The sequence below is a fragment of the Pectobacterium peruviense genome (genome assembly GCF_003312355.2).
Lineage (GTDB): Bacteria > Pseudomonadota > Gammaproteobacteria > Enterobacterales > Enterobacteriaceae > Pectobacterium > Pectobacterium peruviense.
Window position 1 is genome coordinate 2,029,453 of record NZ_CP161826.1, and the last position, 25,483, is coordinate 2,054,935.

A 25,483-nucleotide genomic window follows, 5' to 3' on the forward strand; every position below is an offset into this window, starting at 1 on the left:
AGAAATTATGTACGAAATTGCCAAACGAACAACCATTGGCGCAGTGCTATTACTGATTATGCCAATGATTATCTGGATGAGCGGTTGGCAGTGGCAGCCGGAGTATGGTGGACTCTGGTTGCGCGTACTTTTTTGGATCACCGAGACAGTGACATCGCCGTGGGGCATTCTGACTAGCATCGTGCTAAGTATCTGGTTTCTCTGGTGCCTGCGTTTTCGCCTGAAGCCAGCGCTCGGTCTGTTGGTCATTATGGCGATTACAGTGCTGATTGGGCAGGGCATCAAATCGGTGATTAAAGAATGGGTACAGGAATCGCGACCCTATGTCGTTTGGCTGGAGAAAAATCATCAGGTTAACGATAGCTATTTCTACTCGTTGCCGCGCAAGGAACGCTCGGAGCTGGTTAAAACGCAGTTGCAGGATCAAACGCAGATTCCGCAGTGGCTACGCAGCCACTGGCAGTTTGAAACCGGTTTTGCTTTCCCTTCGGGGCATACCATGTTTGCCGCGACCTGGGCGCTGCTGGGCGTCGGGTTACTGTGGGCACGTCGGCATTATAAAACGGTAGTAATCCTAATGCTCTGGGCCAACGGCGTCATGGGCAGCCGTCTGGTACTCGGTATGCATTGGCCGCAGGATCTGGTGGTGGCGACGTTAATCAGCTGGCTGCTGGTTGTGGTTGCCAGTTGGCTGGCACAGCGCTGGTGTGGCCCGCTGTCGCTCCAGCAGGAAGAGATTAAAGAACAGGCGGAAGAAGATGCCGCTGAGAATAAATCCTCGTAGCCCTCTGGCGTGAGTAATCGCCTGTAGTTCGTACCTTGCGGATGACATCGTTCATCCGCATTTTTATGACGGACTCCCTTGTCCGTCACCCTGCGGGCCGTTGCTGACGCAACGTTAAAAATTTCTCCCTCGTTTTCATTTATTCCCCGTCCCCACCGTTATCTCCTCGCGCAAAATGTAAACAATTTGTGAGCTGCCTCGCTATTCCTGTTTTTGCTGTTGGACAATTTTTCGGTTGGTTGTAAAACTTCATTTGAATGTTAATTCAATATTGAATATATATTCAAACAGGAGAATAACAATGAAACCTTACCGTCTGAAATCCTCCCTGCTAGCCATCATGTTTTCCCTCTCTGCTGGCGCGTTCGCCGCAGATAACGGCCTGATCGCCATTATTACCCCTTCACACGATAATCCGTTTTTTAAAGCGGAAGCCGAAGGTGCCAGAACTAAAGCCATCGAACTGGGGTACACCACGCTGGTGGCGTCGCATGACGATGACGTCAGCAAACAAAACCAACTGATTGAAACTGCGATTGCCCGCAAGGCGAAAGCTATCATTCTGGATAATGCGGGAGCTGATGCCACCATTGGCCCGTTGAAGAAGGCGAAAGCCGCTGGCATTCCCGCTTTCCTGATTGACCGTGAAATCAATGAAACCGGCGTGGCCGTGGCGCAGATCGTTTCCAATAACTATCAGGGCGCGCAGCTCGGCGCGGAGAAATTCGTCGCACTGATGGGCCAGAAAGGCAAGTACGTTGAACTGATTGGTCGTGAGTCGGACACCAATGCGCACGTTCGTTCGCAGGGCTACCACGATGTGATCGATCAATACAGCGACATGAATCGCGTCGCCAGACAAACGGCGAACTGGAGTCAGACGGAAGCGTTTACCCGCATGGAAGCCATCTTGCAGGCGAACCCCGATATCACCGGCGTGATTTCCGGCAACGACACCATGGCGCTAGGTGCAGAAGCGGCGCTGAAAGCGGCGGGGCGTCACGATGTGATTGTGGTGGGCTTTGACGGCAGCGACTACGTGCGCGATTCCATCATCAATAAAGGCAATATCAAAGCCACAGTGCTGCAACCCGGCTGGCAACAGGCGCAGATGGCGGTTGAACAGGCGGATTACTACCTGAAAAACGGCAAGGCACAGCACGATGAAAAACAGCTGATGGACTGCATTCTTATCGATGAGTCTAACGCGAACAAACTCAACACCTTTGCGTTGAAACCGTAATCGAGGCAGCGGGCGCGTGAGCGCCTGCTGATAGAGGAGTCGTTATGTTGTTTGATGAACGATATCGCGCCTGCTGGGTCGGGTTCTGCGCCTTGCTGCTGTCTGCCTGTACGGTGGTCGATCTGGATGAGAACGGTAAGCCGATTATTCCGGTCGATCCCGCGGCTACGCCAGGCTATAGCACCATGACACCAGAGAGCATCGCGACTGCGCTGTGGCAACCCACACTGCTCCCAGCGGCACAGCAGCAGGCGCTATCCTGGGATGAGCTGAAGAAAGCACAGGCAGCGCTGGAGGGAACCGCACGTAAAGCCGTCTACGCACGCCTTCAGGGCACGGTCAGCGGGGTTGGCCGGGAAAGTCGCGAAGGAAAATTGACGCTTGAGGTGCAAGGTGACGCCGTCACGCTTCAGTTAGGGCCCATTGTTAAAGGCAACGCGATTCGTGATGCAGCAGGGTTTATCCGTTTTGATGACTTCAAGAATCAAGTGCAGTTTGCCCAACTGGCACGCGCGCTGAATAACAAAGCGATCGCGTCGTTACCAGCGTTGGATGCAAGTGTGCAGGGTAAACCCGTTAACGTACTGGCGGCGCTGGTGTTGACCAAACAGGACATCAGCGATGCCGTGCCGATGACGTTAAATCTGACCGGAGCGAGCAGTGGAGGGACGCCATGATGGAACGTTCAGATGCGGCTATGCAATCAGACGCGGTTAGCCGACCCGACAATGTTAGCGAATCCAAGAATATTACCCAACCCGACATCGTGATGGCGACCCGAGGCATCACCATGCTGTTTCCCGGCACCAAAGCACTGGATAACGTCGATTACAACGTTTATCGCGGCAAGGTCAACGTGATCATTGGTGAGAACGGGGCGGGTAAATCGACGTTGATGAAGATTCTGGCTGGTGTGCAACAGCCGACGTCTGGCCAGATTCTGTTGAATGGCACCGCGGTGCGTATCGCGGATACGCGCGATGCGGCGTCGAAAGGCATCGGCATGGTGCATCAGGAACTTAACCTGTCCGAGAATCTGAGTGTGGCGGAGAACATCTTCCTGGGGCGGGAACGGCAAAAGGGTGTTGCACCTATCGATTATCTGGGACAGGAGCGGATTGCGGCTGAGCTGATGGCGCGTCTCGATCAGGACATTTCGCCGCGCACCGAGGTTGCCAGCCTGAAAGTCGGCCAGCAGCAGTTGGTGGAAATCGCCAAGGCGCTGGCGGATCAGGCCGACATTCTGATTCTGGATGAACCGACCTCCGCGCTAAGCAAAACCGAAGTGGAGATTCTGTTTCGCGTGATCCGCGAGCTGACTCGTCAGAATGTTTCCATCATCTACATTTCGCATCGGTTGGAAGAGCTGATGGCGATTGGCGACTACATCACTATCCTGCGTGACGGCTGTTTTCAGGCGGAAGCGGCGGTCAGCGACATTGACGTGCCGTGGATCGTTCGGGAAATGCTCGGCGGTGACCCTGTCACCAGTTTCCTGCATCCGGGCAGAACGTTCGGTGCGCCGATATTGGAGGCTGAACACCTTACCTGCCTCAATGATGCAGGACATCAGGTCGTTAACGATGTCTCGCTGATGGTTCGTGAAGGGGAAATCGTCGGCATTTACGGGCTGATGGGAGCAGGACGCACCGAACTTTTTGAGTGTCTATTGGGCATTCAGAATGATTATCTGGGCAAGATTTATCTCGATAGCAAACCGGTTAGCCCGCGGCTTTCTACCGCGCAGCGCATTCGTATGGGAATGAGTCTGGTGCCGGAAGATCGCAAAAAAACTGGCATCTTTCCGCTCTCGTCGGTGGCGTCCAATCTCACCATCGCCAGCCTGTGGCGGCGGCTGAAATACGGCATGGCGATCTTCCAGCGGCAGGAGCAAGAGGTGGTTGCTAGCACGATTGGGCGGTTAGCGATCAAAGTGTCTTCACCTGAGGTAGAGATTCAGGCGCTCAGCGGCGGCAACCAGCAAAAAGTGGTGATTGGCCGCTCGTTGCTGACCAGTCCCAAAGTGCTGTTACTGGATGAACCGACGCGCGGTATTGATGTGGGGGCCAAGGCCGATGTGTTTGAAATGATGGTTGGGCTGTCCGAACAGGGCATCGGCGTGCTGTTTTCCACCTCGGATCTGAAAGAGATTATGGCGGTATCGGACCGTATTTTGGTGATGTCGAATGGCAAGCTGACGGCGAATATCGTGCGTCAGTCGGCCAGCGAGTCGGCATTGGTTTCGGCAAGTGCACAAGGGTTCTGACATGAAAACGACTCACCTTCCGGCAGCGTCGGGCGCGCTATCACCGGGTAAGTTTGTACGCTCACGAGAGAGCATTCTGCTGTTGATCCTCAGGCTGCGCACGTTTATCGCGCTGTTCCTGATTCTGGGGTTCTTTGCCTTCACGGTGCCCGGATTTTTGGCGACAGGCAGCCTGATCATCATGGTGAAGCACATTGCTATCAATGCGTTTCTGGCATTAGGGATCACGTTTGTGATCATTACCGCTGGGATTGACCTGTCAATCGGAGCCACGCTGGGGCTGTGCGGCATGGTGGCGGGTTACATGATTACTCAGGGCATTGTGCTGCCTATATTTGGCATCGCGATTTTCCCCAGTGTGTGGGTCATTGTGCCCGTCGTGTTGCTGATTGGTGCGCTCATCGGTGCCATCAATGGCTGGATTATCACGCGGTATAACGTTGCGCCCTTTATCTGCACGCTGGGCACGATGTATATCGTGCGTGGGGCATCGATGCTGATTTCCGGTGGAGAAACGTTCCCAGGCTTAGGCGGTAATCCGCAGTTGGGCAATACCGGCTTTGAGCTGATTGGTTCCGGCACGGTTTTGGGATTGCCGCTCGCCATCTGGCTGATGTTGGTGCTGGCTCTGGTGATTGCCTACGTGGCACGTCGCCTGCCGTTTGGTCGCCATGTCTATGCGATTGGCGATAACGAACGTGCCGCTGAGCTTTCCGGCGTCAAGGTTCGCCAGGTCAAAGTCTGGGTTTACACCATTTCCGGCTTCTGTGCGGCTATCGCGGGCATCGTGGTGTCCTCTCAACTGGTCGCCAGCCATCCGGCGACGGGCACCGCTTTTGAAATGAACGCGATTGCTGCTGTGGTTCTTGGCGGAACGTCATTGGCGGGTGGGCGCGGCACTATTCTGGGCACGCTGATTGGTGCATTTGTCATCGGGATTCTTGCCGACGGACTGGTGATGATGGGCGTGAGTGAATTCTGGCAGATGGTGATTAAAGGCATCGTCATTATTGTGGCGGTGATTATCGACCAGATGCAAAACCGTATGCAGCACAAGGCCGCGATTGTGTCACAGAAGGCTGCGGCGGAAGGCGCTTAATCAGGCGTAGGTGCATTAAGTGTCGATAGCATTTAAGCGTAAATGTATTTAAGAGTGGGTGTATTTAAGAGCAGATAGCACGGGGCGTTGGGTTGTGGCGGGAGCGATGTCGGTAGACATACCGAGGCCTGATTTAAGCGCAATTTTTTTTGATTTGATATGAATAAATATTCGTTTTTGAGTAAAAATTCAAGCGAGGTGAGGTATGAATCCGTACTCATTGTCGGTGGAGGCGCTGACGCACAAAGCCCGCGCCATTCGTCGCCGCATTATTCATCTGAATGCCAATAGTCCGGCTGGCGGACATACGGGTGCAGATCTGTCACAGGTGGAGATTCTGACGGCGCTGTATTTCCGCATTCTGAACTGTGAGCCGGATCGCCTTCAGGATCCGCAGCGTGACATTTACATCCAGTCAAAAGGCCATGCGGTTGGCGGTTATTACTGTTGCCTGGCAGAAGCGGGCTATTTTCCGGAGTCGTGGCTGGCAACCTATCAGCACCCTGATTCGCATTTGCCGGGGCATCCGGTCAAGCACAAGACGCCGGGGATTGAGCTGAACACGGGGGCGTTGGGACACGGGCTGCCGGTTGCCGTCGGCATTGCACTAGCGGCGAAACGCGACAACAGCCCGCGTCGGGTGTTTGTCCTGACGGGCGACGGCGAGCTGGCGGAAGGCAGCAACTGGGAAGCGGCGCTGGCGGCGGCACATTACCAGTTGGATAACCTGATCATCATCAATGACAAGAACAAGCTGCAACTCGCGGGAACGACCTGCTCCATCATGAACACGGATCCGCTGGCGGAAAAGTGGCAGGCATTTGGCCTACAGGTGACGGAATGCGCGGGTAATGACATGCGCTCGGTGGTGGAGACGTTGGAGAATCTACCGCGCAATGGCAAGCCGAATGTGGTGATTGCCAATACGGAAAAAGGGGCGGGCGTATCGTTTATTCAGGGGCGGCCTGAATGGCACCACCGGGTGCCGAAAGGCGAAGAAATTGCACTGGCGTTGGAGGAATTAAAAGATGAGTAGCGCAGAGCATCTGGCAACCGTCATGGTCGAGCAGTTCATTAAGGCCGTCGAACAGGGGATTGATGTAGTGCCTGTGTTGGCGGATTCGACCTCCACGGCGAAGATTTCACCGTTCATACAGCGTTTCCCCGACCGCATCGTCAACGTGGGGATTGCCGAACAAACGATGGTGGGAACGGCGGTAGGGCTGTCCATCGGCGGCAAGATTGCGGTGACCTGCAACGCGGCACCGTTCCTGATCTCCCGCGCCAACGAACAGCTCAAAGTCGACGTTTGCTACAACAACAGCAACGTTAAGCTGTTTGGGCTTAATGCGGGTTGTAGCTACGGCCCACTCGCCAGCACGCACCACAGTATTGATGACATCGCGGTGCTGAGAGGGTTTGGCAATATTGAGATCTACGCGCCATCCAGTCCAGAAGAATGTCGCCAGATTATTGATTATGCGTTTGCGCATCAGGGGCCAGTCTATATTCGCCTTGATGGGAAACCGCTGCCTGCTTTGCATGATGAGCACTATCGCTTTGTGCCGGGACAGATCGATGTACTGCGCAAAGGCTGTGATATCACACTGGTCGGATTGGGGTCGACCGTACATGAAATTGTGACGGCTGCTGAATTATTAGCAGAAAAAGGACTCTCCGCTACGGTGGTTAATCTTTCCTCTATCCGGCCGTGTAATACTCAGCAATTGCTTGAAATTCTGAGCGAAACACCTCGCGTCATCACCGTCGAGGAACATAACGTCAACGGCGGTGCAGGGAGTCTGGTTGCGGAAGTATTGGCGGAAGCAGGTAGTGGAATTCCTCTGGTGCGGTTGGGGATTCCTGATGGCCAATACGCGATTGCTGCCGATCGGAGCGCGATGCGGTCGCATCACGGGCTGGACGCGACGGGCATTGTCAACGCGGCACTGCGTCTTTGTCCGGGAGGCTGATGATGTTTACGCCGGTTATTTTGGCAATCGATGAAGGGACGACGAACGCCAAGGCGATTGCCGTCGATGAGCGGGGGCGCATTCTGGCTAAAGCGTCGGTTGCTTTGCAGGTCACGCACCCGCAGCCGGGCAGAGCCGAACAGGATGCGATGGCGATCTGGCGTGCGGTTTGTCAGGCGGCAGAGGCGTGCCTGTCATCATTACACCGCGCTCAGGTGGTAGGCGTTGCCATCAGCAATCAGCGTGAGTCGGTGCTGATTTGGGAAAGGCAAACCGGAAAGCCGCTGACGCCATTGGTCAGTTGGCAAGATCGCCGTGCGGAGAAATTCTGTCAGGCATTACAAGGAAGCGCTGAGGCACGTCTGATCGAATCCCGTACCGGGCTGCAAGTCGATCCGCTTTTTCCCGCCGCTAAACTGCATACCATGCTGGCGGAATTGCCAAACGGTGTCGCCCGTGCAATGCAAGGTGAGTTGTGCATCGGAACGGTGGATTGCTGGCTTAACTGGCAGTTTAGCGGGGGGCGGGCGTTCTCCACCGACTATTCCAACGCGGCGAGAACCCAACTGTTTAATATTCACCGCGGCTGCTGGGATGAGGATCTGCTGGCGCTGTTCGGTATCCCCAGCGTTTGTCTGCCTGCTGTCATGCCTTCCTCGGCGTTACACGGTCACACCGGCGTGACGGGCATCAGTGGGCTTGCCGCTGGCGTACCGCTTGTGGCGCTGATTGGGGATTCCCATGCTGCGCTGTACGGTCAAGGCATCACCCAAAGTGGCGAAATCAAGGCGACATACGGCACCGGCTCATCGCTGATGACCACCATCAACACACCGCATCAGCATGCCGCAGGGCTCAGCACCACCATTGCCTGGCACGATGGCGAACTGCGCTACGCATTGGAAGGCAATATCACTCATACCGGCTCGGGATTTGCCTGGATTGGTCAGATGCTGGGCGTCCCTTCCGTTACGCAACTCACCGAACTGGCGCTTAGCGCCGAATCGAATCAAGGCGTCTTCTTTGTTCCTGCTTTATCTGGGCTGGGCGCGCCCTATTGGGACGTACAAGCGCGCGGCCTGCTGTGTGGTTTATGCGACGCCACTACACCCGCCATCATTGCTCGCGCTGGGCTTGAAGCGATTGCGTATCAAATTGCGGACGTTTTTTTCGCTATGGAGCAAGCATCGCAAGCCGCTTTACCCGCCCTGCGTGTTGACGGTGGTGCGACGCAAAACCGCTGGCTGATGCAGTTTCAGGCCGATTTATTACAACGTCCTCTGATTCGCAATCACAACGCGGAAGTGTCGGCGCTGGGAGCGGCCTATCTGGGCGGCAAGATGTTGGGATGGTGGGAGCACAACGAACAGATCGCCGCACTGCCGAGAGAGGTGGAAGTCATCGAACCGTCGACGACAAATCAGGCCATTCTTGAGAGCTATCAACAGTGGCGCACGGCGGTGGCGCGTGCACGTTTGCGGCCTGAATCATGATCATTTTTAGCAGTAAGAAAGGGTTAACCGTAAAAACCTATCCGATACGCAAGAAAGATAAGCAGATCAATACCTTATAAATCAAAGAGGTGACTTTTATGGCAACGTATAACTACCCTGAATTTGGTGCCGGTTTGTGGCATTTTGCGAACTATATCGACCGCTACGCGGTGGACGGCTACGGCCCTGCATTGAGCACGATCGATCAGATCAAAGCAGCGAAAGAGGTCGGCGAGCTATCGTATGTCGACTTGCCTTATCCCTTCACGCCGGGCGTCACACTAAGCGAAGTGAAAGATGCGCTGAAGGATGCAGGGTTGAAAGCAATTGGCATCACGCCGGAAATTTACCTGCAAAAGTGGTCGCGTGGCGCCTTCACCAACCCCGATCCGGCCGCGCGGGCTGCGGCATTTGAACTGATGCACGAATCTGCTGGCATTGTGCGTGAACTCGGCGCGAATTACGTCAAAGTCTGGCCGGGACAGGATGGTTGGGATTATCCGTTTCAGGTCAGTCATAAAAATCTGTGGAAATTGGCAGTTGATGGCATGCGCGATCTGGCGGGAGCTAATCCCGATGTGAAATTCGCCATCGAATACAAGCCGCGTGAACCGCGCGTGAAAATGACTTGGGATTCCGCTGCGAGAACGTTGCTAGGTATTGAAGACATCGGGCTGGATAACGTCGGCGTGCTGCTGGACTTCGGGCATGCGCTGTATGGCGGCGAATCACCAGCCGATTCTGCCCAGTTGATTATCGATCGCGGCCGGCTGTTCGGCATGGATGTGAACGACAACCTGCGCGGCTGGGATGACGATTTGGTGGTTGGCACGGTGCACATGACCGAGATCTTCGAATTCTTCTACGTGCTGAAAATCAACAATTGGCAGGGCGTCTGGCAGCTCGATCAGTTCCCGTTCCGTGAGAATCACGTTGAGGCGGCGCAACTGTCCATCCGTTTCCTGAAGCACATCTATCGTGCACTGGACAAGCTGGATATTCCTGCGCTTCAGGCGGCACAGGAAGCACAAAACCCGTTACAGGCGCAGCGGATTGTGCAGGACGCGCTGTTGTCATCCATTAACGTTAGCGAGTAGCAGCGGCACGGCTTGTCAGACGCGGAGCAGGGGGTGCGCCTGTGCCTGACATTCCAACTAGCGTTGATTGATACCGCACACCCAGCGTCACAAATCGCTGGGTGTGCAATGCGTTAGATCAGCGTCTCAGCGGTTAATCGGTCGGTAATTAATACGTCAATATAGTGGCCGATTAACGCGCCGCGAATGGCCGCGCTTTTTTCGACACCACCCGCCAACGCGACCACGCGTGGGCACTGACGCAACTGTGGTAACGCCATGCCAATCACCGGATCTTCATCATCCTGCAACACTGGCTCGCCTTCCGCGTTGTAGTAATGCAGGCATAAATCACCGACGGCACCGCGTTCCGCCAACTGTTGCAGCATTGCTTCGTGATAATAGTTACCGGAGTTTTTCAGCAATTGTGACGGTTCCAGCACGCCGATGCCCACCAGTGCCAGGCTCACTTCGCTGAACTTATCGACTACGCTGGAAACTTCATCGCTGGTCACCAAACGAGCGCGATCTTCCACCGAACGTTCAATGCTCTGTGCCGGTAAGAGATAGGCCGGGCAACTTAATTGGTTAGCCAGCGTTTGTGTCAGGATGGTCGCCTGCACATTTCCATTCGGTCCCACGCCACCCAACAGTTGGATGACGCCCTGCGCCTTCACACTTTGTGGATGTAGATTGTCCACCATCGCCCGCAGTGTGCTACTCCAGGATGAGATACCGACCAGATCGTCAGGGCGGATACTGGTTTGAACATAGTGCGCCGCAGCGGAACCAATCGCCTGCTTGATTTGCGTCAGCGTGGCGTTGTCGGCGACGTCCACTACGATGGCCTGATCGATGCTGTAGCGCTTCTGAATGGCAGACTCCAGCCCCATGAACATGTTCGGGGGTTGAATTACACTGATTTTGACCACACATTCTTTAACACTGCGTGTGATCGCACGCGAGACAAAAGACTGTGACAAATGGAGTGAGGCGGCAATTTCTGCTTGTTTCATCCCTTCGCTATAATAGAGCGTAGCGATCTTGACCAATAATCGCTGTTCGTCCTGTTTTGACATGACTTTTCCCCTTGCTAGCACGCTGCTGTCATTTTTATTCAGTACAGAATAAATAACAAGCATAGACGGCAGTGGAGTGTGGTTCTGGATTTCCCTGTCTGTGCTGGACATGGTAATTTAATGGGGTTTGTCGCCAAAATTTGGCATAATTCATCCGGTTAATGGATATCACAGGAAGGAAAATGTGAAATATTTGCTGATTTTTTTACTCGTGCTAGCGATATTCATCATTTCTGTCACACTGGGTGCGCACAACGATCAGGTTGTGACATTTAACTACCTGCTGGCGCAGGGGGAGTATCGAATCTCCACGCTGCTTGCCACGCTGTTTGCTCTGGGCTTTGTCCTTGGCTGGGTTATCTGCGGTCTGTTTTATCTGCGTCAACGCATTGCGCTTGGCCGAGCACTACGTAAAATCAAGCGTCTGGAACAACAGCTTTCTACCTCCACCACCGAGGAGAATGTGGTGCCAGTGCAGACGGTCACCCACTAAGGAATTCTCTCTATGTTAGAACTGCTGTTTCTGTTGCTGCCCGTGGCCGCCGCGTACGGCTGGTACATGGGTCGCAGAAGTGCGCAGCAGGACAAAGAGCAGGAATCCAACCGCCTGTCCCGCGAGTATGTCACCGGGGTTAACTTCCTGTTGTCCAATCAACAGGATAAGGCTGTGGAACTGTTCCTCGACATGCTCAAGGACGACAGCAATACCTTTGAAGCCCATCTTACACTTGGCAACCTGTTTCGTTCACGCGGTGAAGTTGACCGCGCGATCCGCATCCATCAGGCGCTGACCGAAAGTGCATCGTTAACCTTTGAACAACGCCTGCTGGCGGTACAACAGCTTGGCCGTGACTACATGGCTGCTGGGCTGTATGACCGTGCCGAAGAGATTTTCAACCAACTGGTGGATGAAGAAGATTTTCGACGTAGCGCTTTGCAGCAGCTATTGCAGATCCATCAGGCCACCAGCGACTGGCAGACGGCGATAGATGTTGCGGAAAAACTGGTCAAGATGGGGAAAGATGAGCTTCGCGTGGACATCGCTCATTTTTACTGCGAGTTAGCGCTGCTGGCGATGGGCAGTGACGATCTGGATAAAGCGTTAACGTTCCTGAAGAAAGGGGCTGCGGCGGACAATCAGTGCGCTCGTGCGTCCATTATGCTGGGGCGCATCTACATGGCTCAGCAGGATTATTCACGCGCGGTGGAAGCCTTGCGGCAGGTTCTCGATCAGGATAAAGAGCTGGTCAGTGAAACATTACCGATGCTACAGGAGTGCTATCAGCATTTAGGTAACACTCTGGATTGGGCGCATTTCCTCAAACGCTGCGTGGAAGAAAATACCGGAGCGACGGCGGAATTGATGCTGGCCGATATTCTCGAAAGGGAAGAGGGGGCTGAGGTTGCGCAGGTCTACATCAATCGCCAGCTGCAACGCCACCCGACGATGCGTGTGTTCCATCGCCTGATGGATTTCCACCTGCATGAAGCGGAAGACGGCCGAGCAAAAGAAAGCCTTGTGGTGCTGCGCGACATGGTCGGTGAGCAGATTCGTACCAAACCCCGCTACAACTGCCGTAAATGCGGCTTCACGTCACAATCACTCTATTGGCAATGTCCTTCTTGCCGTACCTGGGCCAGTGTAAAGCCGATCCGTGGATTAGACGGACAATAGCCTCTTGCTATATCGAGTCGTTATTTTTTAATGTGTTTTAGTTACAACATACTAAAGATTGTGTGTGATCTCCGTTTCAGTAGACGTCTTTAACCGCATTGCTCTTCAGGCGGCTGGGATTTCGCGGGCGGGGGATGTAGAATGCGGCGGGAATTTTGGCTTCGCTAGAGACTGGGTGACGAATGAAAAACGAGAATCTACAGCAAAAGAATCAAACGGTATCATCCCCAATTGTTGTCGCGCTGGACTATGCCAGTCAAGATGCGGCGCTGTCGTTTGTTGACCGTATCGATCCGCAGGATTGCCGTTTAAAGGTAGGCAAAGAGATGTTTACCTTATTTGGTCCACAATTCGTGCAGACGCTACAACAGCGCGGCTTTGATGTGTTTCTCGATTTGAAATTCCACGATATTCCGAACACCGTTGCGCATGCCGTGGCGGCAGCGGCCGATCTTGACGTGTGGATGGTGAATGTGCATGCCAGTGGTGGTTCTCGCATGATGACTGCGGCGAAAGAAGCGCTGGTGCCGTTTGGTAAAGATGCTCCGCTGCTGATCGCCGTGACCGTGTTAACCAGCATGGATGAAGACGATTTGCGCGGACTTGGTATTACCGTCAGCCCGGCTGAGCAGGCGGAAAGGCTGGCTGTGTTAACGCATAACAGCGGGCTGGATGGCGTGGTGTGTTCCGCACACGAAGCGCAGCGGTTGAAGCAGGTATGTGGTCAGGCATTTCAACTGGTCACGCCGGGAATTCGTCCCGCAGGCAGTGATGTTGGCGATCAGCGCCGCATCATGACGCCCGTTCAGGCGCAACAGGCAGGCGTGGATTATATGGTTATTGGGCGTCCGATCACCCAATCGTCCGATCCGGCTCAGACGCTGCGTGATATTCGCGCGTCGCTGTTAAATGGTTCTGCATCATGAATCATGATAAGAACAGCCAACTGGTTTACTCTACAGAAACTGGGCGCATTACGCCGGAAGAAGAAAAGGTCGCTCGGCCGAAAGGCGATGGTATCGTGCGCATCCAGCGTCAGACGAGTGGACGCAAAGGGAAGGGCGTATGTCTGGTTAGCGGTCTCGATCTTGACGATGCAGCGTTGGATAAGCTGGCTGCTGAATTGAAGAAAAAGTGCGGCTGCGGCGGCTCCGTAAAAGAAGGCGTGATCGAAATTCAGGGAGACAAGCGCGACCTGCTAAAACAGCTTCTTGAAGCGAAAGGGATGAAGGTCAAGCTCGCTGGCGGCTAAAGTATCGTGAGTATGAGAGCAGCAGGTTTACTCCCGTTAACCTGCTGCTATAAATTCGTTATTTATCGACCTGACGGCCAATCAGCCCGCCGATAGCGGCACCGCCCAGCGTTCCTAATGTTCCGCCATCCGTTAAGATAGCCCCACCTACCGCCCCCGCACCAGCGCCAATGGCGGTATTGCGGTCACGTTTGGACATGTTTGAACAGCCTGCAAGCGTAACAGCAAGCGTAATTGCCAGAGCGGCCGTTGCAACGCGTTTGTTTAATTTCATTTTCTTCCCCTTTCTGCTCTTGGCCTCACGTTTCTTGTGAGGAAAATATCGAACAAAGTGCTTTATACGGTATTAAATAAAGAAACCGAGCCCTTTACCGCGTGATGACAAGTATAATCATCGGGAAAAACTGCAACAGGTAAAAACTCTTAATTCCCCTACGTTACCTTAACGATAGCAATAATTGATAAATTTGGCTGTTTTTTGCTCAACTCTGTGGCGTGTCTCTTTCTTTTTCCCATAGCAGAACACCGCTAGGTCTTTAGCGATTTAGCCCATGGCGACGAACTCCTCAGGCCGCGAGAATGGTGTCATCGCGCCGATGGGAGGCTGATTATGTTAGAAACGCTAAAAAAACAGGTGTTGGAAGCCAATCTGGCTTTGCCGCAGCACCATCTGGTGACGTTTACCTGGGGAAATGTCAGTGCGGTAGATCGGCAGCGCGGCCTGATGGTGATCAAACCTTCCGGCGTGGAGTATTCGGCCATGACGCTGGAGGATATGGTTGTCGTTGAGCTGGAAAGTGGAAAAGTAATCGAGGGGACGAAGAAGCCGTCGTCAGATACCGATACTCACCGTGTGCTGTATCTGGAGTTTGCTGATATCGGCGGTATTGTGCATACCCACTCCCGCCATGCCACGATATGGGCGCAGGCCGGTAAAGACATCCCCGCCTGGGGAACGACACACGCGGACTATTTTTATGGCCCCATTCCCTGTACTCGTTTGATGACGGACGAGGAAATCAACGGCCGTTATGAGTGGGATACCGGAACGGTGATCGTCGAAACTTTCCGCCAGCGCGGCATTTCTCCGGTAGATGTCCCCGCCGTATTGGTTAATTCTCACGGTCCCTTTGCGTGGGGGAAAGATGCCAATAACGCGGTGCACAATGCTGTGGTTCTGGAAGAGCTTGCCTACATGGGGATTTTCTCGCGCCAATTAACGCCTCAGTTGGGTGAGATGCAGCAAACGCTGTTGGATAAACACTATTTGCGTAAACACGGCAAGAACGCATATTACGGGCAGTAAACCACAGCAGTTCCTCTTCAGTTTACCTTAACGACGTAACCCCGTTGCGTCGTTTGAGTCAAATGTCGCGGCTCCTAACCTGCACGAATTCAACGCTAATTCCCTAAAAACGTTATCTTTGATTAAAAAAATCCCTCCACGCGGGAGGGATTGAAGAATATACATCGACGGCGTTTAAGGTTGAACGCCGTCCCGTAAGACAATCGGAGTCTCCCTTGCCGTTGGGACATTACTATTTAGTGCGCGACGAATGACGAAGAACGCGGAAACCAGCATTGTCACCGCCACCAGCATGAAGAACCCGCACAGTGCGGCGTTGATCTGGTTGCTGAAGACGATAGTTTCCATGTCTTTAATCGATTTGGCTGGCGCGATCAGCGTGTTTTGTTCAATACCCGCCGCGAAGCGTTTCGCCTGAGCCAGAAAACCGATACTCGGTTTTTCATGGAAGATTTTTTGCCAGCCCGCCGTCATCGACGTAATAAACAGCCAGACGGTAGGGACGATAGTTACCCATGCATAGCGCTGTTTCTTCATCTTAAACAACACGACGGTGCCCAGAATCAGCGCCATCGATGCCAGCATCTGGTTACCGATACCGAACAGCGGCCATAGCGTGTTGATACCACCCAACGGGTCGATCACGCCTTGATACACGAAGAATCCCCAACCGGCTACAGCAACGGTCGTACCGGCCAAATTCCCCATCCAGGAATGGCTGTTAGCTAATCTCGGAATCGCAATACCGACCAGATCCTGCACCATGAAGCGACAGGCGCGCGTCCCGGCGTCAACGGCGGTCAGAATGAACAGCGCTTCAAACAGAATCGCGAAGTGATACCAGAATGCCATCATCGCCCGGCTGTTAAAGATTTCCGTGATGATATAGGCCATGCCCACTGCGAAGGTTGGCGCACCACCGGCGCGGGAAAGAATAGAGGCTTCGCCGACGTCATTGGCAATGGCGCTCAATTCCTGCGGGGTAATCACAAACCCCCAGCTGTTAATGGCCAACGAGGCGCTCTCAACTGTGGTACCGATCAAGGCGGCGGGTGAGTTCATGGCGAAGTAGATGCCCGGTTCGATAACCGAGGCGCAAATCAGCGCCATGATAGCCACGAAGGATTCCATCAGCATCGCACCATAGCCGATGAAGCGGATATGGCTCTCGCGTTCAACCAGCTTCGGTGTGGTACCGCTGGAAACGAGGGCGTGGAAGCCGGAAATCGCGCCGCAGGCGATGGTAATAAACAGGAAGGGGAACAGCGAACCTGAGAATACGGGGCCGCTGCCGTCAATAAAACGAGATACTGCGGGCATTTTCATTTCCGGCATGGCGAACACGATACCGAAGGCCAGCCCGATAATAACCCCAATTTTTAAGAACGTAGAGAGATAGTCTCGCGGTGCCAGCAGCAGCCAGACGGGCAGGACGGACGCCACGAAGCCGTAGATGACCAGTACCCAAGTGAGTGATGTGCCCTTCAGTGTGAAGAACGGCCCCCAGTACGGATGTGCAGCGATGTTGCCGCCGTAGACAATTGCCAACATCATCAGCACAAAGCCAATGATGGACACTTCAGCGATTTTACCCGGGCGTAAAAAGCGCATGTAAACGCCCATGAAGAGCGCAATAGGGATAGTGGCGGCAATGGTAAACAATCCCCACGGACTTTCTGCCAGCGCTTTAACAACCACCAGTGCCAGCGCCGAAAGAATGATGATCATGACGCCCAGCGCGCCGAGCATGGTGATAATACCCGCGAACGTACCCAACTCCTGTTTTGCCATTTCTCCCAGCGAACGACCGTCTCGACGCGTGGAGATAAACAGTACCAGGAAATCCTGCACGGCACCCGCCAGCATCACGCCGACCAAAATCCAGATCGTACCGGGGAGGAATCCCATCTGTGCGGCAAGGATTGGCCCAACCAGCGGACCCGCCCCAGCGATGGCGGCGAAGTGGTGGCCGAACAGTACCCATTTATTGGTGGGAACGTAATCCAGACCGTCGTTATGACGTTCAGCCGGTGTCAGTCGGCGATCGTCGAGCTCAAACACTTTTTTGGCGATAAACAAGCTGTAAAACCGATAGGCGATGCTGTAACACGATACCGCGGCGATAACCAGCCACACGGCATTCACGTGTTCACCGCGGCTTAGTGCCAGCGTGGCGAACGAAAAGGCGCCCGCCAGACCGACTAACAGCCAGATCACAATGCTCTTTACGTTACTCATAACAACGGCTCCTTCGTTATTCAGAAAGGGTATACCGTAATACTTCAAGCTGCATGTGCGTTGGCTTCTCTTACTCACCCCAGTCACTTACTTGTGTAAGCTCCTGAGGATTCATGCGTTTGCCGCCTTCCTGCAACTTGAATTATTTGGGGTATATGGCGCGAGTGTTAATGCAATTTAACAATAGTGGGTTTGTTGGCGAAGAGAAGCGGATGGATGAGAAAATGTGAGCGAACGTGAATTTCTGTAAAGAAACTTAAAGGCTAAACAATGGCTAACGTGTTGGTGCAGTAAAATTAGCGCGAAAAAATAACAGGCTCTGCCGAGGGAAATTCAGAGGATGGCAGAGCCTGTGCGCTTGAGAGGTTACGCTCCCGATGGTAAAACTTGTCGGTGTTATGGCTGAGCAACCTGATGAGTCATCTGATTAAACAGGCAATGGCAATATTGCTTAGAGGCGCGGCTACATAACACCGTGCATTTCTGCATGCGATCAATTGCATTCTAGAGATTCTGTCAAATGGCTGCTTCGCTTATCGACCGCTCCGACCACGATGGCAAGAAGCAGCGCACTCAGTGACAGAGCGCTACCAGCCCAGTTTGGCGCAGTGAAACCAAAGCCGCTGGCGATAACGCTACCTCCAACCCATGCACCGAGGGCGTTGCCAAGATTAAAGAGACCAATATTGACCGCTGAGGCAAGTGTTGGTGCGCCTGCTGCCCTTGCTTTGTCCATTACCAATTTCTGAATGGGAGAGACGGTCGCAAATCCAAAAGCGGCCATAAGAAATATGCACAATACCGAGGCAATCTGGCTGCTGGCAGTTAAGTGGAAGATAAACAAAATGGCAGCCTGTCCAAACAGCGTGATATACAACATAGGCATTAATGCTCTGTCAGCAAAACGGCCACCTAACCAGTTTCCAACGAATAGACCCAAACCAAATACCATCAAAAGCCAGGTAATTGATCCTTCTGAGAAGTGAGCGACTTCCGTCATCATGGGCGCGATATAAGTAATTGAGGTGAAGAAGGCGGCGGGCCCAAGAATAGTTATGCCCATTGATAGCAATACTTTTGAGTTTCTGAATGCGGCAAACTCATGTCCAATATGTTGTGCTTTGGGTTTAGGGGTTGAAGGGATAAGCATCAGTACACCTACCGCAGTGGCTACACCAATAACCGTAATAGCGTAGAACGTTGCTTGCCAGGAAAACTGATGGCTAATCCAAGTCCCCACTGGAACCCCAATAAGATTAGCAACCGTAAGACCGGAGAACATGAATGCGATGGCACTGACGCGCTTCTCTTTGGGCACCATCTCAGCGGCTAGCACAGAGCCAATCCCGAAGAATGCACCGTGTGTCAGAGAAGTGATCACTCTCCCGACGATAGCAATACCGATGGACGGCGCGAGGGCTGTGACCAGATTACCCAGCACAAACAGCCCGGCCAAAAAAACCAACATAGTTTTTTTGGGTAACCGAGAACCCAGAATAATAAGCACCGGTGCTCCCACAAAAAACCCAAGCGCGTAACTGGTGGCCATATATGCCGCCACAGGAATCGTCACGCCGTAATCAGTCGCTATTGCAGGTAGCAAACCTGCAATGATGAATTCTGTTGTTCCAATACCAAAAGCACCAATAACCAAGGCCCATAAAGCAATAGGCATGATATCCCCTATGTTTGACAATTTTTGAATGTGATAAATTATGCCTAATGGTATTAGGGCAAGGAAATAAAATGACTAATGAAATAGGAAAAACGAATGTGCTTAGGCAAGAAAAGCATATTCCCGCAAAACTGGATGAGGTAGACCGAAAAATATTAGCCCTTCTTTCAACCGACAGCAGTCGGAGCTATGCAGATTTAGGAGAGGCGTTACATCTTTCAGCGCCATCTGTGCATGAGCGAGTGAAGCGGCTAAAAAAAGACGGAGTCATCAAAGGCACTATTGCAAAGATTGATGGGTGTAAGGTCGGTCGGACTTTATTAACCTTTGTACTGGTAAACACGAAGAATGTTGTGAGCACCAAACGGTTACTTGCATTGAGTAATTTACCGGAAATTGAGGAGTTTCATACCGTTGCCGGAGATTGTGGCGTCATGCTGAAGGTTCGTGCACGGGATACGGAAGGATTAGAAGAACTGTTAGGTAAGCTACAGGAAGTTGAAGGTGTCGACAGTACACGTAGCTATATTGTCCTGTCGACCTTTGTTGAACGCGGCCCTGTTCCCAGTTTATAGATCGTCTCCGTTGCCAGAGACGCAGAGCCAATGCACTTGAGAAAAAACGTTTATTAAGGCAGGACGTTTCCGGCAGCGCGGTAAATCTCGTACCATTCTTCGCGGCTGAGCGTCAGCGTAGACGCCGCAGCGATGTCACGAATACGTTCCGGACTCATGGTGCCGATAACCACCTGCATGGCGGCAGGGTGACGCAGGATCCACGCGGTGGCGATCGCCGTATTGGTGACGTTATGGTGCTCGGCGATGTGATCAATCGTCGCGTTTAGCTTGGGGAATTTCTCATTATCGAGAAAAACGCCTTCAAAGAAGCCGTATTGGAAAGGCGACCAGGCCTGAATGGTCATCGTATTCAGACGGCTGTATTCCAAAATTGCGCCATCGTGGTTCACCGATGCTGGGTTTGTCATATTCACGTTAAAACCCGCATCAATCATACCCGTGTGCATAATGCTGAATTGCAACTGGTTGGCGATCAGCGGCTGGCGTACGGATTTCTTCAGCAACTCAATCTGCAACGGGTTCTGATTGCTGACGCCGAAATGGCGAACTTTCCCGCTATTTTCCAACTCATCGAATGCAGCAGCCACTTCGTCAGGTTCAAACAAGGTATCCGGGCGATGCAGCAGGAGTGTATCAAGATAGTCTGTTTTTAAACGTTGCAGGCTGCCTTCAACGGACGCGATGATGTGCGCTTTGGAAAAATCAAAAAAGCCCTTACGAATACCGCATTTGGATTGCAGAAAAACTGATTCCCGGCTGATGGACGTCTTCTGTAAACCTGCGGCGAAAACCTCTTCCGACAAACCTGAGCCATAGATATCGGCGTGATCGAAGAAATCGATGCCAGCCTCAACGGAAGCATTGAGGATGTCAGCAGCTTCATTCGTGCTTTTCTTCGCCATTCGCATACAGCCCAACGCAATGTTGGAAGCCTGTATCGCGGATGTGCCGATTGTTATTTTCTTCATCGGGAACACTCCTGTTAGTAGGGTTGGATACCGCCTGTCGTTGCTTGTTTTTAAAACGGATCAGACGCGGCTATATCGTTGGTAAATCATGTAGCGGAATAAAAGATGATGACGCGCGGGTCAGTTCACGATGAACGCCCGCGCGGAGATGCTGTATTGCAGCGGTATGACTACTATGCTGCAGGCTTTGCCACGATGCTGCGGTTTTCCAAACGAACTTCAGCGATGATGACGTCCAGCGTATCCCCCTGACGATAAAGCACTTCACCTTTCACCGTGAGGGTACCCATTTCCTGGCTGCACACCAGTTCATCGCGCACGGCGTGGATAAAGGAGGACGGAATAAACGCTACCGCACCGTTATCCAGCAGGCGAACACGCAGGCCACCGCGTGTGACATCAATGATTTCCGCGTTGAAGCGAATATCCGTGCCAGCTTTGTCTTTGAGGTAGCGAGCATACAGCCAGTCGCCGACATCACGTTCAGCCATACGGTTCAGGCGACGGCGTTCGGCCAGTTGTACCGTAACGTCATCCTGCGGTTTTTCCGCAGCCTGTCCGGTGATAACCGCTTTCAGCAAACGGTGGTTCACCATATCGCCGTATTTACGGATCGGGGATGTCCAGGTGGCATAGGCTTCCAGCCCCAGACCAAAGTGTGGCCCCGGAGTGGTGCTGACTTCTGCAAAAGACTGGAAGCGACGAATACGGCTATCCAGGAACTGCGTCGGCTGGGCATCCAGTTCGCGGCGCAGCGTACAGAAGCCATCGAGTGTCAACAGCGTTTGTGCGTCGGCCTTAACACCATGTGTGTCCAGTACGGCGACGGCTTGCTCAATCGAGGCAGGATCGAAGCCGTTGTGCACGTTATAGATACCGAAGCCCAGCTTATCGCGCAGCACAATGGCCGCACAGACGTTGGCTGCAATCATGGATTCTTCAACGATACGGTTGGCGATGCGGCGGTGCTCAACCACGATCTCTAACACGTCGCCTTTTTCACCCAGCAAGAAGCGGTAATCTGGACGATCTTTAAACACCAGTGCGTGTGTGGTGCGCCATTCGCTGCGTGCCAGACAGAGGCGGTGGAGCAAACGGATTTGTTCGGCAATCGCTTCGTTCTGCGGCTGCCATTCGCCTTGATTTTCCAACCAGTCAGAGACGTTGTCATACGCTAATTTGGCTTTGGATTCGATCGAGGCGGCAAAGAAGTTGATCTCGTCACCCAGCGCGCCGTCGGCGGCAATGGTCACGCGGCAGGCGAGGACAGGGCGACGCTCGTTCGGGTGTAGGGAACAGATATCGTCCGATAGTGCGCGTGGCAGCATCGGGATGTTGAAACCAGGCAAATAGTTGGTGAAAGCGCGCTGGCGGGCAATGTTGTCCAGCTCGCTACCTGCCTCTACATACGCGGTTGGATCGGCAATGGCGATCGTTAATTGCAGTGAACCGTCACCGTTGTCCTGCACGTACAGCGCATCGTCCATATCTTCGGTGCTGGCGCTGTCGATGGTGACAAAGTTCAGTGCCGTCAAATCCTCACGGACGAGCTCGCTATCATGACGTTCAGTGGTTTCAACGTCTGGGGCAGAGCGCTCCAGATTGTGGCGTGACAATGTCACCCACCACGGCACCAGCGGGTCATCGCCCGTGGTGATGTATTGCGTCAGTTCGGCATGAAATCCACGATCGCCCTTCAGCGGGTGACGACGCATTTCTGCGACAGCCCAATCGCCTTCCTGAAAATTGTCGGTGACATCACGCGCGGCGCGGCAGGGAATCGCCTCTTTCAGCAGCGGATGGTCAGGCGTGATTGATAAGCGATCGTCTTTTTTATGAATGCGTCCAACAAACCGGGTAAGGAAAGGTTCGATCAGCGTTTCTGGCTCGACAATTTCCCGATCTTTTTCCGTATGCAGGGTGGCGGTAATGCGGTCGCCGTGCATCACTTTTTTCATGTGTGGAGGGGGAATGAAATAGCTTTTTTGTCCGTCAGCTTCAAGAAAGCCAAATCCCTTATCGGTACCTTTGACGACACCTTCAACACGCGGTGTCTTAGAGTGAAGTTGCTGTTTTAGCTGTGCAAGCAGCGGATTATCTTGAAACATAGCGTCCAGAAATACGATTGTGAGTGGCTTAATTAGCAGTTCACAGTTTTACTCGAATCAGGTGCTGGCGGCAAGAATAATCGGGGATAGCGCGGCCGGATAACGGTAGCAGAAGGGCGAATAAACTCGAACAAAGTCAATGCTGATTGGCGTGAGGCCCCTGTCATGTGCGCCATTAGTTTCGCGACACAACAGGGGGGGGCGTTTACGCTATAACGTAGACCCTAATGAATAGATCCTTAAGCGATACGCAGCAGAGACTCCGCTTGCGTACTGCGACGAACGCTAACGGGCACCGACTTAGAGGTCGGCGTGTGCGTTTCATCCCCATAGCTGGACAGCGGCACCAGCGGGTTGGTTTCCGGATAATAGGCCGCCAGATTACCGCGCGGAATATTGTAGCTCACCAATTTGAAACCGTTGACGATGCGGGTAATGCCATCGTTCCACAGCGTCTCAATATCGACCAGGTCGCCATCTTCCAGCCCTAGTGCAGCAATGTCATCGGGGTGCATGAATAACACTTCCCGCTGACCATAAACGCCGCGATAGCGGTCATCCAGACCATAAATCGTGGTGTTGTACTGATCGTGCGAACGCAGGGTTTGCAGCGTAAAGGGCACGTCGTAGCCTTGTAGCTGCGGGAACAGCGTATCGGGCAGCGTGGCATGGCTGAATTGAGCTTTTTCGTTGAGGGTATTAAAGCGGAGCTCGGCGGCCGCATTGCCGAGATAAAAACCGCCCGGCAGGTCACAGTTGGCGTTGAAATCGGTAAAGCCAGGAATGGTGGCGGCAATATGATCGCGGATGCGTGAATAATCGTCTGCTAGCGCCAGCCAGTCGAGTTTTTCATTGCCGAGAACCGCGTTAGCAATACCGCAAACAATGGCCGTCTCCGAACGCTGCAACGGTGAAAGCGGCTGCCCGACACCCTGTGAGGCGTGCACCATGCTGAAGGAGTCCTCGACGGTAATAAACTGTGCACCGCTGGCCTGCATATCGAGATCGGTTCGGCCGAGGGTCGGCAGAATCAACGCATCGACCTTACCAGTAACCAGATGACTGCGGTTGAGCTTGGTGCTGATGTGTACGGTCAGATCGCAACGGCTGAGTGCGTCTTCGGTGCGTGCCGAATCCGGTGCGGCGGCAGCGAGATTACCACCCAGTGCGATTAACACCTTAATCTCATCGCGCAGCATGGCTTCCAGCGCCTCTACCGTGTTGTGGCCTGCGGCGTAAAGTGGCGTGAAGTCATAATGTGCTGCCAGACGATCGAGAAACGCGGCAGTCGGTTTCTCATCGATCCCCATTGTGCGGTTACCCTGTACATTACTATGACCGCGTACCGGACACAGTCCCGCACCCGGTTTACCCAACTGCCCAAACAGCAGTTGCAGATTGACGATTTCCCGCACGGTAGCGACGGAATGCTTGTGCTGGGTAATGCCCATCGCCCAGGTGCAGATCACGCGCGGTGACTGCTGATAAATTGCCGCCACATAGCGTAACTGTGCTTCGCTCAGGCCGGACTGCTGTTCGATCTTCTGCCAGCTTGTCGCATCGACAACTGCCAGATAGTCGTTTACCTGTTGGGTATGCGTGGACAGGAAATCCTGATCGAATAACCCCGACTCTCCGTCAGACAGACGCTGACGATGCGTTTCCAGCAGCGCTTTTACCATGCCGCGCACGGCAGCCATATCACCGCCCAGATTGGGTTGCAGATAGGTTTCGCTAATGGTGCCGGACAGCGGCGTGAGCAGTTCCAGCGGATTCTGCGGATTGGCAAACCGTTCCAGACCGCGCTCGCGCAGCGTATTGAAGGAAACGATGTGCGCACCGCGATCGGCAGCGTGGCGCAGGCTGTGCAGCATACGCGGATGATTGGTGCCGGGGTTCTGACCGAAGACGAAAATCGCGTCAGCGTGTTCGAAATCATCCAATCGGATAGTCCCTTTGCCGACGCCGATGCTCTGTTTCAGGCCGATGCCGCTGGCTTCATGGCACATATTCGAGCAGTCAGGAAAATTGTTAGTGCCCAGCATTCGGCCAAAAAGTTGATACAGATAAGACGCTTCATTGCTGGCTCGGCCAGACGTATAAAGCTCCACCTGATTAGTATGTGCCATGTTACCGATGTGGTGAGCGATCAGCGCAAAAGCCGCATCCCAGTCGATAGGAACATAGCGGTCGCTGGCGCGGTCGTAGCGCATCGGGTGGGTCAAGCGGCCCTGATATTCGAGGAAATAGTCACTTTGCTGGCGTAGCGTTGTAACGCTGTGGGCGGCGAAAAAATCCAGATCGACCGCTTTGCGCGTCGCTTCCCAACTCACCGCTTTTGCGCCGTTTTCACAGAAACTGAACGTGCTGCTGTTGTCATCACCCCAGGCACAGCCTGGGCAGTCAAATCCTTTCGATTTATTGACCCGCAACAAGTTTCGGATATTTTTCAGCGCTTGCTTGCTGTCGAGGACAAAACGCGTGGTGGCTTCCAACGAGCCCCAGCCGCCAGCCGCGCTGCGGTATGGCTTGATAGATGGTTTGAATTTCATGACGTATTCCGCAGGTGAATAAACCCGTCATACTTCAAGTTGCAGGTGTGTTGGCTGCGATACTCGGCACACTTACGTGTGCCTCACCCCGTTGGGGCCGCTGCAAGCAGCGTTCAAA

The 25,483-nt window shown here is 53.4% G+C and carries 22 protein-coding genes; 15 read left to right on the forward strand and 7 right to left on the reverse strand.

All coding sequences use genetic code 11. The features are described 5' to 3' along the window. Nucleotides 1–7: 7 nt before the first annotated feature. The 9 genes from pgpB to DUT67_RS09290 all read left to right on the forward strand — a co-directional run bounded on the left by pgpB (nt 8) and on the right by DUT67_RS09290 (nt 9,955). Entirely contained in the window at nt 8–784 is a 777-nt protein-coding gene (gene pgpB / locus DUT67_RS09250) for a phosphatidylglycerophosphatase B (protein WP_113631608.1), read from the forward strand. A gap of 301 nt (nt 785–1,085) precedes the next feature. Continuing rightward, nucleotides 1,086–2,027, forward strand: coding sequence for a D-ribose ABC transporter substrate-binding protein (locus tag DUT67_RS09255; RefSeq protein WP_189339463.1), 942 nt, complete (start codon nt 1,086–1,088; stop codon nt 2,025–2,027). Between the two features lie 44 nt (nt 2,028–2,071). Then, nucleotides 2,072–2,704, forward strand: a complete 633-nt coding sequence (locus DUT67_RS09260; protein ID WP_113631609.1) for a DUF2291 family protein — start codon at nt 2,072–2,074, stop codon at nt 2,702–2,704. Continuing rightward, complete coding sequence (locus tag DUT67_RS09265; protein WP_113631651.1) at nt 2,704–4,293, forward strand: sugar ABC transporter ATP-binding protein; 1,590 nt, start codon at nt 2,704–2,706, stop codon at nt 4,291–4,293. Before DUT67_RS09260 ends, DUT67_RS09265 begins: the two co-directional genes overlap by 1 nt. A 1-nt stretch (nt 4,294) precedes the next feature. Continuing rightward, on the forward strand, nt 4,295–5,392 hold the full coding sequence (locus tag DUT67_RS09270; RefSeq protein ID WP_113631610.1) for an ABC transporter permease: 1,098 nt from the start codon (nt 4,295–4,297) through the stop codon (nt 5,390–5,392). 205 nt (nt 5,393–5,597) lie between these two features. After that, a complete protein-coding gene (locus DUT67_RS09275) occupies nt 5,598–6,428 on the forward strand; it encodes a transketolase (RefSeq protein WP_113631611.1) in 831 nt (276 codons plus the stop codon). Beyond that, nucleotides 6,421–7,365 carry a transketolase family protein gene (locus tag DUT67_RS09280; protein ID WP_113631612.1) on the forward strand — a complete coding sequence of 315 codons (945 nt, stop codon included), beginning with the start codon at nt 6,421–6,423 and terminating at the stop codon, nt 7,363–7,365. Before DUT67_RS09275 ends, DUT67_RS09280 begins: the two co-directional genes overlap by 8 nt. 2 nt (nt 7,366–7,367) lie before the next feature. Then, nucleotides 7,368–8,858, forward strand: a complete 1,491-nt coding sequence (locus DUT67_RS09285; protein WP_113631613.1) for a glycerol kinase — start codon at nt 7,368–7,370, stop codon at nt 8,856–8,858. A 98-nt stretch (nt 8,859–8,956) separates the two neighbouring features. Continuing rightward, nucleotides 8,957–9,955 (forward strand): sugar phosphate isomerase/epimerase, encoded by a 999-nt coding sequence (locus DUT67_RS09290; RefSeq protein WP_103860499.1) that lies wholly within the window; start codon nt 8,957–8,959, stop codon nt 9,953–9,955. A gap of 113 nt (nt 9,956–10,068) precedes the next feature. Here the strand turns inward: DUT67_RS09290 and DUT67_RS09295 are convergent, their stop codons facing one another. Next, a complete protein-coding gene (locus tag DUT67_RS09295; RefSeq protein ID WP_113631614.1) occupies nt 10,069–11,013 on the reverse strand; it encodes a sugar-binding transcriptional regulator in 945 nt (314 codons plus the stop codon). A 184-nt stretch (nt 11,014–11,197) separates the two neighbouring features. Between DUT67_RS09295 and DUT67_RS09300 the strand changes: the two genes are divergently transcribed. The 4 genes from DUT67_RS09300 (at nt 11,198) to yciH (ending at nt 13,940) form a co-directional block, all read left to right on the forward strand. Next, a complete protein-coding gene (locus DUT67_RS09300) occupies nt 11,198–11,506 on the forward strand; it encodes a LapA family protein (protein WP_113631615.1) in 309 nt (102 codons plus the stop codon). 12 nt (nt 11,507–11,518) lie between these two features. Next, on the forward strand, nt 11,519–12,688 hold the full coding sequence (lapB, locus tag DUT67_RS09305) for a lipopolysaccharide assembly protein LapB (RefSeq protein WP_113627873.1): 1,170 nt from the start codon (nt 11,519–11,521) through the stop codon (nt 12,686–12,688). Nucleotides 12,689–12,870: 182 nt separating this feature from the next. Beyond that, the gene (gene pyrF, locus DUT67_RS09310) at nt 12,871–13,614 is read left to right on the forward strand and encodes an orotidine-5'-phosphate decarboxylase (protein WP_113631616.1); all 744 of its coding nucleotides are present in this window, start codon (nt 12,871–12,873) and stop codon (nt 13,612–13,614) included. After that, a complete protein-coding gene (gene yciH / locus DUT67_RS09315; protein WP_113631617.1) occupies nt 13,611–13,940 on the forward strand; it encodes a stress response translation initiation inhibitor YciH in 330 nt (109 codons plus the stop codon). The genes pyrF and yciH overlap by 4 nt, the downstream gene beginning before the upstream one ends. A 58-nt stretch (nt 13,941–13,998) precedes the next feature. Here the strand turns inward: yciH and osmB are convergent, their stop codons facing one another. Beyond that, the gene (gene osmB / locus DUT67_RS09320) at nt 13,999–14,214 is read right to left on the reverse strand and encodes an osmotically-inducible lipoprotein OsmB (RefSeq protein WP_048259859.1); all 216 of its coding nucleotides are present in this window, start codon (nt 14,212–14,214) and stop codon (nt 13,999–14,001) included. A gap of 336 nt (nt 14,215–14,550) precedes the next feature. Between osmB and araD the strand changes: the two genes are divergently transcribed. Beyond that, nucleotides 14,551–15,246, forward strand: coding sequence for an L-ribulose-5-phosphate 4-epimerase (gene araD / locus DUT67_RS09325; RefSeq protein WP_113631618.1), 696 nt, complete (start codon nt 14,551–14,553; stop codon nt 15,244–15,246). 174 nt (nt 15,247–15,420) lie between these two features. Here araD and DUT67_RS09330 read toward each other — a convergent pair whose 3' ends face one another. Next, the gene (locus DUT67_RS09330) at nt 15,421–17,484 is read right to left on the reverse strand and encodes a carbon starvation CstA family protein (RefSeq protein WP_113631619.1); all 2,064 of its coding nucleotides are present in this window, start codon (nt 17,482–17,484) and stop codon (nt 15,421–15,423) included. Nucleotides 17,485–17,977: 493 nt separating this feature from the next. Further along, a complete protein-coding gene (locus tag DUT67_RS09335) occupies nt 17,978–19,159 on the reverse strand; it encodes an MFS transporter (protein WP_113631620.1) in 1,182 nt (393 codons plus the stop codon). Between the two features lie 71 nt (nt 19,160–19,230). On the opposite strand from DUT67_RS09335, the gene DUT67_RS09340 reads away from it, so the two are divergent. Then, nucleotides 19,231–19,734, forward strand: coding sequence for an Lrp/AsnC family transcriptional regulator (locus DUT67_RS09340; protein WP_113631621.1), 504 nt, complete (start codon nt 19,231–19,233; stop codon nt 19,732–19,734). 53 nt (nt 19,735–19,787) lie between these two features. Here the strand turns inward: DUT67_RS09340 and DUT67_RS09345 are convergent, their stop codons facing one another. The 3 genes from DUT67_RS09345 to DUT67_RS09355 all read right to left on the reverse strand — a co-directional run bounded on the left by DUT67_RS09345 (nt 19,788) and on the right by DUT67_RS09355 (nt 25,365). Next, nucleotides 19,788–20,705, reverse strand: a complete 918-nt coding sequence (locus DUT67_RS09345) for an aldo/keto reductase family oxidoreductase (RefSeq protein WP_113631622.1) — start codon at nt 20,703–20,705, stop codon at nt 19,788–19,790. Nucleotides 20,706–20,878: 173 nt separating this feature from the next. After that, nucleotides 20,879–22,813: an exoribonuclease II gene (locus tag DUT67_RS09350; protein ID WP_113631623.1), complete on the reverse strand. Its 1,935-nt coding sequence runs from the start codon at nt 22,811–22,813 to the stop codon at nt 20,879–20,881. A 239-nt stretch (nt 22,814–23,052) separates the two neighbouring features. Continuing rightward, nucleotides 23,053–25,365, reverse strand: coding sequence for an FdhF/YdeP family oxidoreductase (locus DUT67_RS09355; protein WP_113627879.1), 2,313 nt, complete (start codon nt 25,363–25,365; stop codon nt 23,053–23,055). Nucleotides 25,366–25,483: the final 118 nt, after the last annotated feature.

Coding starts and splice junctions, on each gene's coding strand:
- DUT67_RS09275 (WP_113631611.1), top strand. CDS start 5,598: ATGAATCCGTACTCATTGTCGGTGGAGGCGCTGACGCACAAAGCCCGC.
- DUT67_RS09255 (WP_189339463.1), top strand. CDS start 1,086: ATGAAACCTTACCGTCTGAAATCCTCCCTGCTAGCCATCATGTTTTCC.
- DUT67_RS09260 (WP_113631609.1), top strand. CDS start 2,072: ATGTTGTTTGATGAACGATATCGCGCCTGCTGGGTCGGGTTCTGCGCC.
- DUT67_RS09330 (WP_113631619.1), bottom strand. CDS start 17,484: ATGAGTAACGTAAAGAGCATTGTGATCTGGCTGTTAGTCGGTCTGGCG.
- DUT67_RS09285 (WP_113631613.1), top strand. CDS start 7,368: ATGTTTACGCCGGTTATTTTGGCAATCGATGAAGGGACGACGAACGCC.
- DUT67_RS09270 (WP_113631610.1), top strand. CDS start 4,295: ATGAAAACGACTCACCTTCCGGCAGCGTCGGGCGCGCTATCACCGGGT.
- DUT67_RS09355 (WP_113627879.1), bottom strand. CDS start 25,365: ATGAAATTCAAACCATCTATCAAGCCATACCGCAGCGCGGCTGGCGGC.
- DUT67_RS09280 (WP_113631612.1), top strand. CDS start 6,421: ATGAGTAGCGCAGAGCATCTGGCAACCGTCATGGTCGAGCAGTTCATT.
- lapB (WP_113627873.1), top strand. CDS start 11,519: ATGTTAGAACTGCTGTTTCTGTTGCTGCCCGTGGCCGCCGCGTACGGC.
- pyrF (WP_113631616.1), top strand. CDS start 12,871: ATGAAAAACGAGAATCTACAGCAAAAGAATCAAACGGTATCATCCCCA.
- DUT67_RS09295 (WP_113631614.1), bottom strand. CDS start 11,013: ATGTCAAAACAGGACGAACAGCGATTATTGGTCAAGATCGCTACGCTC.
- araD (WP_113631618.1), top strand. CDS start 14,551: ATGTTAGAAACGCTAAAAAAACAGGTGTTGGAAGCCAATCTGGCTTTG.
- DUT67_RS09335 (WP_113631620.1), bottom strand. CDS start 19,159: ATGCCTATTGCTTTATGGGCCTTGGTTATTGGTGCTTTTGGTATTGGA.
- DUT67_RS09290 (WP_103860499.1), top strand. CDS start 8,957: ATGGCAACGTATAACTACCCTGAATTTGGTGCCGGTTTGTGGCATTTT.
- DUT67_RS09340 (WP_113631621.1), top strand. CDS start 19,231: ATGACTAATGAAATAGGAAAAACGAATGTGCTTAGGCAAGAAAAGCAT.
- osmB (WP_048259859.1), bottom strand. CDS start 14,214: ATGAAATTAAACAAACGCGTTGCAACGGCCGCTCTGGCAATTACGCTT.
- yciH (WP_113631617.1), top strand. CDS start 13,611: ATGAATCATGATAAGAACAGCCAACTGGTTTACTCTACAGAAACTGGG.
- DUT67_RS09265 (WP_113631651.1), top strand. CDS start 2,704: ATGGAACGTTCAGATGCGGCTATGCAATCAGACGCGGTTAGCCGACCC.
- DUT67_RS09345 (WP_113631622.1), bottom strand. CDS start 20,705: ATGAAGAAAATAACAATCGGCACATCCGCGATACAGGCTTCCAACATT.
- pgpB (WP_113631608.1), top strand. CDS start 8: ATGTACGAAATTGCCAAACGAACAACCATTGGCGCAGTGCTATTACTG.
- DUT67_RS09350 (WP_113631623.1), bottom strand. CDS start 22,813: ATGTTTCAAGATAATCCGCTGCTTGCACAGCTAAAACAGCAACTTCAC.